This window comes from Anatilimnocola floriformis (assembly GCF_024256385.1).
GTDB classification, from domain to species: Bacteria; Planctomycetota; Planctomycetia; order Pirellulales; family Pirellulaceae; genus Anatilimnocola; species Anatilimnocola floriformis.
In genome coordinates, this window is sequence record NZ_JAMLFW010000002.1 from 205,307 (window position 1) to 216,562 (window position 11,256).

The 11,256-nt window shown below is 59.6% G+C and carries 12 protein-coding genes; 6 read left to right on the top strand and 6 right to left on the bottom strand.

The genetic code is table 11. The features are described 5' to 3' along the window. Positions 1–100: 100 nt before the first annotated feature. The gene (locus tag M9Q49_RS25520) at positions 101–328 is read right to left on the bottom strand and encodes a hypothetical protein (protein WP_254512119.1); all 228 of its coding nucleotides are present in this window, start codon (positions 326–328) and stop codon (positions 101–103) included. 390 nt (positions 329–718) lie between these two features. On the opposite strand from M9Q49_RS25520, the gene M9Q49_RS25525 reads away from it, so the two are divergent. Next, positions 719–1,132, top strand: a complete 414-nt coding sequence (locus tag M9Q49_RS25525; protein WP_254512120.1) for a hypothetical protein — start codon at positions 719–721, stop codon at positions 1,130–1,132. A 17-nt stretch (positions 1,133–1,149) separates the two neighbouring features. Here the strand turns inward: M9Q49_RS25525 and M9Q49_RS25530 are convergent, their stop codons facing one another. Next, positions 1,150–2,355 carry a serine hydrolase domain-containing protein gene (locus M9Q49_RS25530; protein WP_254512121.1) on the bottom strand — a complete coding sequence of 402 codons (1,206 nt, stop codon included), beginning with the start codon at positions 2,353–2,355 and terminating at the stop codon, positions 1,150–1,152. Positions 2,356–2,473: 118 nt separating this feature from the next. Beyond that, positions 2,474–3,502, bottom strand: a complete 1,029-nt coding sequence (gene bioB, locus M9Q49_RS25535; RefSeq protein WP_254512122.1) for a biotin synthase BioB — start codon at positions 3,500–3,502, stop codon at positions 2,474–2,476. 138 nt (positions 3,503–3,640) lie between these two features. On the opposite strand from bioB, the gene M9Q49_RS25540 reads away from it, so the two are divergent. Further along, positions 3,641–4,192 carry a PSP1 domain-containing protein gene (locus M9Q49_RS25540; RefSeq protein ID WP_254512123.1) on the top strand — a complete coding sequence of 184 codons (552 nt, stop codon included), beginning with the start codon at positions 3,641–3,643 and terminating at the stop codon, positions 4,190–4,192. Between the two features lie 109 nt (positions 4,193–4,301). Here M9Q49_RS25540 and M9Q49_RS25545 read toward each other — a convergent pair whose 3' ends face one another. From M9Q49_RS25545 to M9Q49_RS25555, 3 genes are all read right to left on the bottom strand, one after another. Continuing rightward, positions 4,302–5,357, bottom strand: a complete 1,056-nt coding sequence (locus M9Q49_RS25545) for an Ldh family oxidoreductase (protein ID WP_254512124.1) — start codon at positions 5,355–5,357, stop codon at positions 4,302–4,304. Positions 5,358–5,502: 145 nt separating this feature from the next. Beyond that, positions 5,503–6,117: a 3-keto-disaccharide hydrolase gene (locus M9Q49_RS25550; protein WP_254512125.1), complete on the bottom strand. Its 615-nt coding sequence runs from the start codon at positions 6,115–6,117 to the stop codon at positions 5,503–5,505. 239 nt (positions 6,118–6,356) lie between these two features. Further along, positions 6,357–6,917, bottom strand: a complete 561-nt coding sequence (locus M9Q49_RS25555; RefSeq protein ID WP_254512126.1) for a M50 family metallopeptidase — start codon at positions 6,915–6,917, stop codon at positions 6,357–6,359. A gap of 180 nt (positions 6,918–7,097) precedes the next feature. Between M9Q49_RS25555 and M9Q49_RS25560 the strand changes: the two genes are divergently transcribed. From M9Q49_RS25560 to M9Q49_RS25575, 4 genes are all read left to right on the top strand, one after another. Continuing rightward, positions 7,098–8,345: an ABC transporter permease gene (locus tag M9Q49_RS25560; protein WP_254512127.1), complete on the top strand. Its 1,248-nt coding sequence runs from the start codon at positions 7,098–7,100 to the stop codon at positions 8,343–8,345. Next, positions 8,345–9,691 carry an ABC transporter permease gene (locus M9Q49_RS25565; RefSeq protein ID WP_254512128.1) on the top strand — a complete coding sequence of 449 codons (1,347 nt, stop codon included), beginning with the start codon at positions 8,345–8,347 and terminating at the stop codon, positions 9,689–9,691. The genes M9Q49_RS25560 and M9Q49_RS25565 overlap by 1 nt, the downstream gene beginning before the upstream one ends. Positions 9,692–9,773: 82 nt before the next feature. Next, positions 9,774–10,658, top strand: a complete 885-nt coding sequence (locus tag M9Q49_RS25570) for an FAD binding domain-containing protein (RefSeq protein ID WP_254512129.1) — start codon at positions 9,774–9,776, stop codon at positions 10,656–10,658. A 94-nt stretch (positions 10,659–10,752) separates the two neighbouring features. Continuing rightward, positions 10,753–11,220, top strand: a complete 468-nt coding sequence (locus tag M9Q49_RS25575; protein WP_254512130.1) for a (2Fe-2S)-binding protein — start codon at positions 10,753–10,755, stop codon at positions 11,218–11,220. Positions 11,221–11,256 lie beyond the last annotated feature (36 nt).

Consider the following 11,256-nt stretch of genomic DNA (forward strand, 5'->3'; position numbering starts at 1 on the left):
GCTGAATGGCGGTGGTCCCGGGCAGAAAGGAGCCAGGAATCGGCGAGAAAACGGCCCGGTGGCCAGCAAATCTGCCTGCGGCGGGCTCCCTCACCGGCGTTTACGGACTATCGTCTGGGCCGGTCACAGCCGGGGGCGGCGGCAATCGCTTGGGCTTGATTCCCTTGATCGCTTTTAAAGAGAGACTCGTTTGTTTCTTGGCAAAGGCGTGCTTCGTTGCCTGCTCTTCGCGCCAAGTTCGATAGGCTTGCCAGTTGGACCAACCGAAAGCGCAGAGCGGCCCGGCGACGAGCATGAGAATCAACAATGATCGCAGAGAGAAACGCATCACCTGAGTGTAATTGCCAGTGTCGCCGATTTCTCTAAACGCAGACACTCCGCAACAACATTCACTCGCCGAAGGGCCGAAAGTCGCGGGGCTCTTTCGGCGGTGCGCGGCTGGTTAGCCTCAACCCATCGATCACAGAGTGATCGACGACAATGGGACGCTTGCGCTGCAGCCGCTAGCGACTTTTCGCCGCAGCGTTTTCGCGATCGCTACAGCTTCTCGCCCGGTTATGCCGGATTCTCCAAACTTCCGGCGTTTGTCAATTTTCCGGTAGGCAGCGCCGATGAAGACGGTACCAGTCGTGCCCATGCCGCGCCCGCAACGTGGCTCCAGCGCGATTGCTGCGAACTCGCAGACAGCCCGCGACCCAGAATCAAGGACGACCTCGTCATGCGCAATCTACTCTTCCTGGCCCTCCTGGCCATGGCTGCCCTGAGCACGGGCTGCAACGGAATTCATAAGCGTGGCGGCTGCCCCGGCGGCATGTGCGGCGGTGGCGCCGGACAATGCGCTGCCTGCAGTGGCGGCCAGTATGCCGGCGGCCAATACGCTGGTGGCGGCGGGGGCGGGTACGACGGCGGTTACTGCGAGACCTGCGGCGACGGACGCTTCGCTGGTAACAACGGCTACGACAACGGTGGCCACTTCGGCGGTCAGCGCGGCATGGCTGGCGTGCCGCATCACTTCAACCGCGAATACAACGGCCCGCAAGGACCGGCCGCGGCCCAGGTTGCTTATCCCTACTACACGACTCGCGGCCCGCGCGATTACTTCGCCAACAACCCGCCGAGCATCGGCTACTAACTCGCCTGCGTCGCGAGTTACTTCACGATCGTCACCGCCGCGTCCTGCAGCGCTTTGCGCAGCGGTGACGCGTCGGCGTTTGCCAGGCCAGTTCGCTGGATGAGAAGAATCACGAACAGTTTCTTCTCCGGATCGATCCAGCCTTGCGTGCCGAACGCGCCGCCGTGGCCATAGGTTCCCTTCGATGCCGTGGCGTGCACGCCTTGGGGCTCGCGTGTGAACTGCCAGCCGAAGCCCCAGCCCATGCCATCGGTGAAGCCTGTCTTCAGGTCGCCTGTTTGCAGCGACGTCATTTGCTTCGCCGCTTTCTCTGAAATGATCCGCTGGCCGTCGAGCCCGCCTCCGTGCAGCATCATTTGATACAGTCGCGCCAGGTCAGCCGCCGTTGAATACAAACCGCCGGCAGGAATGGGATGCTTGGCACCCTTCACCGGCCCGAGCAACGCGTAATCGACAAACGTCAGCCGCCCTTCTTTGCGATCATACAAACCAGCGAGCCGCTGCAATTGCTCTTCGCTGGGATAGGGCGTGGTGTCGACCATCTTCAGCGGCTTGAAGACCCGCTCCTGCAAAAAGTCTTCGAACGACTTGCCGCTCTTCACTTCGATGATTCGGCCCAGCGTGTCGATCCCCGCATTGCAATACGACCACTTCGAGCCCGGCTCGAATTGCAACGGCTGCTTCGCCGCGACCGCCGTCGCTTCGGCCAAAGTGTGCTCCCGATCGAAGTACAGATTTTTCATCTCGCCCGGATAACCAGCAGGCATGCCCGAGGTGTGCGTCAGCAAATCGCGAATCTTGATCGGCCGCGACGGCGCACGCAGTGTTGTCTTGCCATCCTTTTGTTCGGCGAGTTGCAGCCCTTTGAACTCCGGCAGATGCTGCTCGACGTCATCCTCGACCGACAGCTTCCCTTCGTCCTGCAAGATCATGATGCCGATGGCGACGACGGGTTTGGTCATCGAAGCAATGCGAAAGAGCGAGTCTTTCTTCATCGGCTGTTTGAGCGCGACGTTTTGCGAGCCGAGTACCGACTCTGCCACGATGCCGTCCTGATTGCCGACCACCGCGACCAGGCCAGGGACTTCTCCTTCTTCGACAAAAGGGAGCAAAGCCGCGTTGAGCTTTGTCGCCGCTTCGTCGGCCGATTTTTGGGCAAAGGCAGCGTTGATGCTGCCGGCGCAGAGGAGAGTTAAGAGAAAGAACTGGCGCGGGAATGACATGAGAGGGCTCGCCTTGCAAACTTGAACAAGCTGTTCGTTTGCTGCGATCCTATCGCGATAGCGCGGCTACTTCAATTCGGCAACCGCGCGCAAGACGCTGACACTGTCCGGGAGGGCTCTACGTGCAGCTGCCGCTGTCTTCCGTCTTGGTGACGACGAAGCCGAGCTCGCTGATCATCTTGTAATCGGCTTCGGGGAGCTGCCCCTTCGTCGTGAGATAATCGCCGACGAAGATGCTATTGGCAGCGTACAAGCCGAGGGCTTGCAGCGAGCCGAGGTGGAGTTCGCGGCCGCCGGCGATGCGCAGTTCGCTGGCAGGGTTCGCCAGGCGGAACATCGCGAGGGCCTTCAAGCAATACCGCGGCGTGAGGCGGGCGTTCTTTTCCAGCGGCGTGCCGTCGATGGCGTTGAGGAAGTTGAGCGGGATCGATTCGACTCCCAGGTCGCGCAGCTCGAAAGCCATTCGCACGACGTCGATGTCCTTTTCACCCATGCCGATGATACCGCCGCTGCAGAGCTTCATGCCGGTGGAACGAACCGCATTGAGCGTGTCGACGCGATCTTGATAGGTGTGTGTCGTGCAGACTTCGGAATAGAACTCGCGACTGGTGTTCAGATTGTGATTTACCTTGTCGACGCCGGCCGCAGCCAAACGCTGGGCTTGTTCGGGCGTGAGCAAACCGAGGCAAGCACAGACATTCAAGCCGTATTGGGCTTTGATCTCCGGTACGATCGTTTCGACGGCGCGGATCTCGCGCTCACTCGGTCCGCGAGCGCTGATCACGATGCAATACGTGCCGCTGTTTCGTTCAGCCGCTGCTTTGGCACCGGCCATCAGCTTGTCGCGGCTCAGCAAGTTGTACTTTGGAATCTCGGCTTCGCTCACGCTGCTTTGCGAGCAGTAATTGCAATCTTCCGGGCACAGGCCGCTCTTGGCGTTCATCAAGAAGTAAAGCTGCACCGAGTTGCCCCAGTGACGGCGGCGAACTTGATAAGCGGCCGACAGGATGTCGAGCAGTTGCTCATCGGGAGCCTGCAAAATGCCGAGGGCGTCTTCCTCGGTCAGTTTGTAGCCGGCGAGGACCTGGCGGCCGAGCTCGGTCCAATCGGTAGTGAGTTCAACGGCGGTGGAAGAGGGTTGAATCATGGTCGTCTAGGCAGCGGGCAATAACTCGATCAAGATGGACGCTCGCCTTTCGTTACGATTTCGGTACGAAAGGCGACTGCAAATTTTAACCGCAAGCGGGGCAGCGTGTTAGGCCAGCACTGGGTCAGGTACGGCGTGATGGGACAAGTCTCGCGCTTCGGCGCGAGCGATGGGCATTCCTATGCTCGTGGCACGCGCGTCGTCTGCCGGACCGAACGCGGTCTGGAGGTGGGCGAAGTCCTGTCCCCCCTCAACGAAGCCGGCGAAAACCGCTACGTCGGCGCGACTCCCGGCTCGATCATTCGCCGCGTTACGGTCGAGGACGACCTGCTCCTCGCCCGCCTGGAAAAGAACCGCCAGCAAGCGTTTGCTGATTGCGAACGCTTGCTCGCCGAACATGACATTCCCGCAACGTTGGCCGAGGTCGAACTGCTGTTCGACGGCCAATCGCTGCTGTTCTATTTTCTCGGCGAGACAACTCCCGAGATCGATGCCCTCACCGCGCAACTCGCCGAGACCTACGCGGCCGGCGTACAGTTTCATAAATTCGTCGATCTGCTGACCACCGGATGCGGCCCGGGTTGTGGCACGCCGGAAGCCGAAGGCGGTGCTTGCGGCACGGGTCCCGGTGGCGGTTGCGCCGGCTGTGCAGTCGCAGCGGCTTGCAGCCCGCGCGTGCATGCTCACTAAGTAGGCCGGAACAAGCGGTACTCCGCGCTGTTCCGGCATGAAGTGCAGAGGAACTTTCGCTCTCCGATCCCTGCCGGAGCTGCGCGAGTACGCTTGTTCCGGCCTACGCTCATGCCACGGTCGGCGCTGCCACACCGAACTTTTGCCCAGCGGCCACAAGTGCGTTCCAGTTTTCGGTATCGAGCGTCAAGCCATTCGCCATGCGCCGTTCGGCTAGTTTGCGTTCGGGGTCGCCGGGGAGGAGGATTTCCTCGCAGCCGTCCATACGGGGCGAGCTACGGATGTATTCGACCAGCTGCTCGACCTCGGCGCGGAAGTGCTCAGCGCCGCCGTAGAGGGCGGGATCGATGAGCATCATGAAGACGCAGTTCCCCTTTTTCTCATACGGCTTGGGACGCGCCGTTACGCCCCCCGACATCGCGCCGGTGAAAATCTCGATCATCAAACCCAGGCCGAAACCCTTGTAGGCCTGCGTGCCACCCATCGGCAGAATGGAGCCAGGGGGAGTGCCATAAAGTGTGTTGGGATCGGTCGTCGGTCGGCCTTCGTTGTCGAGGAGCCAACCGTCGGGAACCTTTTCGCCGGCAATCTTTTTGACGCGGACTTTTCCTTCTGCGGTCGCGCTGGTGCTGAAATCGAGAACCAGCGGCGAGTTTTTGTGCGGCACGCCGATGGCGAGCGGGTTGGTGCTCAGCCGCGGCGCCTTGCCGCCCGGCGGAGCGACCCGCACGGCAGCGCCGTGCGAGTTGACCATCAGCATCGAGACGAGTCCTTCGCCAGCCATCATCTCGCAATATTCGCCCAGCCGGCCAATGTGCCCGCAATGGGTCATCGTGCCGATGCCCTGGCCCGTTTCATGAGCCTTGGCAGCGAGCAGCTTGAGCATGCGCACGGCCTGCACCTGACCGACGCCCCAGTTGGCATCGGCGACGACGCGACTTGGTCCCTCGCTAATCACCGTCAGCGGCGCACCAGAAACCACCTCGCCATCTTTGATGGCTTGGATGTAATACGGAATCCGCATCACACCGTGCGAGTCGTAACCACGCAGATTGGAATCGACCAGCGACTTCGCCGTGACGTTGGCTTCTTCGGCCGAAGCGCCGCCAGCGAGGAGAAGTTTTTCAGAGAAGGATTCGAGCGCGGCAGGAGTGATGGTGGGCATGGCGGGAGGAGGCTGGGAACTGGGGGCTTGGGACTGGGAAAAGACAGGAGGGAAGTATCAGGCCAGGCGTTGCACAGGAGTCAAAGGAGCTGAGAAAAACTTGCCTTCCCCAGCCCCCAGTTCCTAGCCCCCAGCCCCTACCGTCCTACGGCAGACGCTTCACTTGCAAGTTACGGAACATCACCGTGCTGCCAGGATCGTGAGCTTGCAGGGCGAAGGTGCCTTCGCTGAGCTTCACCGTGCCGGGCTTGTCGGCTGGTTCTTCGAAATCGACGACGGTCTTGTCATCGATCTTGATGGTGACGTGCTTCCCTTCGACCTTGATGTAATAGACAAACCACACGTTGTCCTTGGCCGGAGCTTCGAGCACCTTCACCGTGTTGTACAGACCGCCGGTCTTCTGCGGGTCCTTGTTGTAGCTGTTGTTGACCTGGCATTCATAGCCGATCTTCGGCCAGTCTTTTTCTTGAAACTTGGTGTGGATGAAGATGCCGGCGTTGCTGTTTTCCTTGGTCTGCACTTCGGCTTTGAATTCAAAATTCTTGAACGGCTTTTCGTCGCCGACATAAAACAAGTGCGAACGATCGCCGTGCGAAACAATCGCGCCGTCAGCAACCGAGAAGCTCTTTTCGTTCTCGTTGACCTTCCAGCCGTTCAACGTCTTCCCATCGAACATCTGCACCCATTCCGATTTTTCTTCGGCTTGCAGCACATAAGAGGAGAGGATCAAACCAACGATGGCCAAACAAAACGTACGCATGAGAGGCATTCCTTGTTGTGAAGCGAGCAGAGAAAAACCGCGAATTCGCGAACGAATAGTGTGACAACGCCGCGAGCCATTGTAAATCGGCTCATGTAGGCGAAGTCACTCCGTGACTCGCAACCGCAGTTTGGCGAGGAATGGCTGATGCCCAAGCCTGAACGCGCGAATGGGCACTCCGTTCAAGCAGTTGGCTTTTAACTGCCCAAGACCTATTGCGAGTCACGGAGTGACTTCGCCTACGTGGAAGAGCAGAGGCACTCGAACAGCAACGTGACGGCGGCGAACAGGATCACGCCGTAACTAAACGCCGGCGAGATCGTTTTTGCGCGCCGTCCCAGGCCGAAGTGCTGCCCTTGGTTGTGCAAGAGATAGAAACCAACGGGGATAGTGAAAACGCCAAAGAGCCAAAGGGTCCAGATCGGAGCGCCGTGGCGGAGCAGATCGCCGCAGTCACCCACACCATCGAAAGAACCGGCAGCCAGGTACAACCCGTTCGCCAGCAAGCAGAATCCGGCGAAAAACCGAAGCAGAAAAGCCCCCGACCATTTCGCGACGGTAGCAATCGTCCACAGCAGCATCGGCAATAAGCAGCCTGCGATTGGGCCGGCCCAGATGACTACCAACGGTTGGCGACTACCCTGCACATCGGTGCGGGAGATCGCGAGAGGCTGGAGAATGACTCGCTCGACTTCACCGCCTGTTGCCCAACCGCCCAGAACATGGCCTAGCTCGTGGAGGATTTGCATCCAGAGCCAGGAAGTGAGGAGGAGGGCGATCAGGAAGAGATATCGCAACATTGGGAGAGCCCTAAGATTACGGTCTAGTGTAAACTGATCCGCGATTGGTTGAGTTACATTGCGGGTCGGCCCCTCACCCCAACCCTCTCCCCGGAGTACCGAGAAGAGGGAGTTCCCGTCGCGAATCAACCTGCGATTGCATTTCCCCCAGATCCCAGTTCCTAGCCCCAGCCCCTCCCGATGAAATTCCTCCTCCTGATGTTCAAAAACGTCCGCCGCAATTTGTTGCGGTCGTTCTTGACCAGCATGGCGACGATCATGCTGGTGCTGGTCATCACCATGGTCTGGTCGATTCTCGATTTTCTCGACGAAGCAACGCGCGAAAAAGAAAAGGATCTCAAAGCGATCATTACCGAGCGCTGGCAGATCCCGAGTCGCATGCCGTTTGCCTATGTATCGGAACTCGAACGGGGCGGCGCGCGGAACCCGGGCGATGTGCAACCAACCGACAGCATGACCTGGCAGTTCTACGGTGGTTCGCTCGATAAGAAGACGGTCGAGCGGAACAACCTGCTGTTCGCCATCGCGATGGAGCCCAAAAAGCTCGAGACGATGATGGACGATCTCGACAAGCTGCAGGGGCAAGAGAAAACCGACTTCCACGAAGTGGTGCTCAAGCTGGCGGCGAACAAGCAAGGGATTATTCTCGGCCGCGATCGCCTGGCGAGTTTGAACAAGCGGATCGGCGATAAGTTCACGCTCTATGGTTTGAATTATCGCGACATCGATCTGGAGTTCACGATCGTTGGCAAGTTTCCTGAGGGTGGCCGTTACGATCAGTCGGCCGTGATGAACCGCGACTATCTCAACGACGCGCTCGATGCGTATCAGCGCGAGAAAAAGAAAGCCCATCCCATGGGCGACCGCAGCCTGGCGCTGTTTTGGGTGCGGGTGAATAGCAAAGCCGATTTTCAACGGATCGCCGAGCAGGTGACGTCGTCGCCGGCCTTCACCAATCCTGCCGTGAAGTGCGAAACAGCCGCTTCGGGCGTGGCGAATTTTTTGGATTCGTATCGCGATATCCTCGCCGGCATGCGGTGGATGCTCACGCCCGCGGCGATCATTTCGCTGTGCGTGGTGAGTGCCAATGCGATCGGCATTAGTGTGCGTGAACGGCGACAAGAGCTGGCCGTGATGAAGGTTCTCGGCTTTCGGCCGTTGCAAATCATGATGCTGGTTCTCGGCGAATCGATGTTGCTCGGCATGGTGGCCGGCGCGATTGGTTCGTGGGGTGCTTGGTACCTTATCAACGAACATTTGGGCGGCCTGGCGTTGCCAATTGCGTTCTTCGGCAAGTTCTTTATCTCGAGCAACGCACTGTGGTGGGGGCCCTGCATCGGGCTGTTTGCGGGCTTTATCGGCAGCGTCTGGCCCTCGTGGTCGGCGTGCTCAGTAAAGGTGACCGAAGTGTTTTCGAAGGTGGCTTGATGTTGTCCCGATTGAATATCTCGGCGCCGATGTTGATTCCGCTGGTCATCAGCATCGGCATCATGGTGCTCCTGTCGTTGTGGGGTCGCGTGCCGCTGCGCTATAACGTGCGCAATCTGTCGACGCGTTGGCTCACCACCGCGCTAACCGCACTTGGTTTTACGCTGGTCATCGGCGTGCTGGTGGTCATGCTCTCGTTTGTGAACGGCATGTATGTGCTCACGCAATCGACGGGTGTGCCCGGCAACGTGCTGGTGATCTCCGAAGGTTTTCAGGACGAATCGATCAGCAACTTGCCGAACGACACCGTGACCGATGTCGTGCTGCAGCCGGGTATCGTGCGCGACGACAAAGATCGGCCGCTGGCGAGCGCCGAGACCTATGTGATTGTCGTGCAACCAATCGAGAATCACGACTCAGGCCGGGCCGCAGGTCGGCGGTTTTTGTCGGTGCGTGGTGTCGACGATGTGGAACTCGCCGCGCAGGTACATGATATGTCGCTCGGTTCAGGCCGCTGGATTTCGAAGGAAGGCGTTACCAGCCTGGGCGAAGGGCGCGACGCGCTCGAAGCCGTCATCGGCGTGGGCATGGCTCGCGAACTGGGCAGCACGCGCACCGCGGCTGAGTTGGCCGCGGCGAAAGACAAAGAGCAACTCGCCGAGGGAGATTTCTTCACGCTGGGCGAACGAAAGTTTTTGATTGTCGGCGTGATGAAAGCGACCGGCTCGACGTTCGACTCCGAGATCTGGGCCAAGCGGAGCATCATTGCCCCGATGTTCGGCAAGGATTCGTATTCCTCCGTCGTGCTGCGAACGGCTGGCGCCAAGGAAGCCCGCCAGCTGAAGAACTTTCTCAACAATGGTTACTCGAAATCGGTGCAGGCCTACGTCGAGACCGAATACTTCGCCAATATGCAGGAGACCGGCAAGCAGTTTTTGTACGCCATCATTGTCTTTGCGGCGGTCATGTCGATCGGTGGTTTGTTCGGCGTGATGAACACGATGTTTGCCACGGTCGCGCAGCGCTCGCGCGATATCGGCGTGCTGCGGATGCTCGGGTTCACGCGGCTCGAAGTGCTCGCCTCGTTTCTAGTCGAGTCGCTTTGCCTCTCGTTGCTCGGCGGCGCTATCGGTTGTCTCGGCGGCGCGTGGTGGGCCAATGGTTACACCGTAAAAAGCATCGTCGGCGGTGGTGTCGGTGGCGGCAAAATGGTGACGCTCGACATGATCGTGAGCGGCGACATCCTTGCGGTCGGCTTGAGTGTGGCGCTGATCATCGGCGCGGTCGGCGGGTTGCTGCCGGCGATTAGCGCGATGCTCGTGAAGCCGCTCTATTCGTTGCGCTAAGTCAATGCGGTAGAAGCGGGTGCGCGAGAGCGGTATAATCCGCGCGTCTAGGTAACGAACCGCCCTCTCTCAGGAGCTTGCCTTGAACGATTTTGCCTACGCAGCCCCCACCTCGCTGGCCGAAGCGACGAAGTTGCTGCAGGAATCCAGCGGTTCGGTGAAGATCCTCTCGGGCGGCACCGACATCATCGTGCAACTGCGCGAGGGAGCCCGCGAAGCCGACCTGGTCGTCGATGTGAAAAAACTGCCGGAGCTGCAAGAGCTCAATTTCTCGGCGACACATGGCTTGCGATTGGGAGCAGCGGTGCCCTGCGCGCAGGTGTACGACGACACTCGAATCGCGGCGGCTTATCCGGCGTTGGTCGATGCCGCCAAGATCATTGGCGGCTGGCAGATTCAAAGTCGCGCGAGCATTGGCGGCAACTTGTGCAATTCGTCGCCAGCCGCGGATTCCATTCCGGCGCTGATCGCACATCATGCGTACTGCGAAATCGTGGGCCCCGCCGGCAAGCGAAACGTTCCTGTCGAACAGTTCTGCACTGGCCCGGGCAAGAATGTGCTGCAGAAGGGCGAGTTGCTGGTCGCGCTGGTTTTTCCGCCCGATTTGTCGCATTGTTCGTCGGCCTACGAGCGGTTCATTCCGCGCAACGAAATGGACATCGCCGTGGTCGGCTGCGGCTCGCGCGTGCAGTTGAATGCAGCCTGCGACACAATCGAGTTCGCTCGCATCGGCCTGGGCGCCGTGGCTGCCACTCCGAAGTATGCCCAGGAAGCCAGCGAATGGCTCGCCGGGAAACCGGCCAACGAAGACAGCTATACCCAGGCGGGTGAACTGGCGAAAAAAGTCGCCACGCCGATCAGCGACATGCGCGGGACGGCTGAGTATCGAACGCATCTGGTCGGCGTGCTGGTAAAGCGAACGCTGACGACGGCGGTCGAACGGGCCAAGTCGTTCAAGAATCCGTAACAACACTGTAGCTGAATTCGCCAGAGTTCAGTTGCACGAGCGTGGTCTCTGAATTCTGGCGAATTCAGCTACTTTGAATATCAAGGATCGGTCTGTGGCCAAGAAGACAGTCGTCACGGCGGAAATTAACGGCAATAGCACGGAGTTTTTGTGCGAGCCGCGGCAGAGTCTGCTCGAAGTGCTCCGCGACACGTTGCATCTCACCGGCAGCAAAGAAGGTTGCAACAACGGCAACTGCGGTGCGTGCACCGTGCTGCTCAACGGCAAGCCCGTTCTCAGCTGCCTGGTGCTCGGCGTGGAAGTCGAGGGTGCGAAGATCGAAACGGTCGAGTCGCTCGCGCAGAATGGTCAGCTTGCGCCGGTGCAGCAATGCTTTCTCGAAGGGGCCGCACTGCAATGCGGCATCTGCACTCCGGGCTTTCTCGTCGCGACGAAGGCGTTGCTGGAAAAGTATCCGCAGCCCAGCGAGCACGACATCCGCTTTCACCTGGCCAACAACCTCTGCCGCTGCACGGGCTACGACAAGATCGTGAAAGCCGTGCAAACCGTAGCCGCTCAATAACAACCGCCACCGGGCTTGCCCGGCATGCCTCGGTGA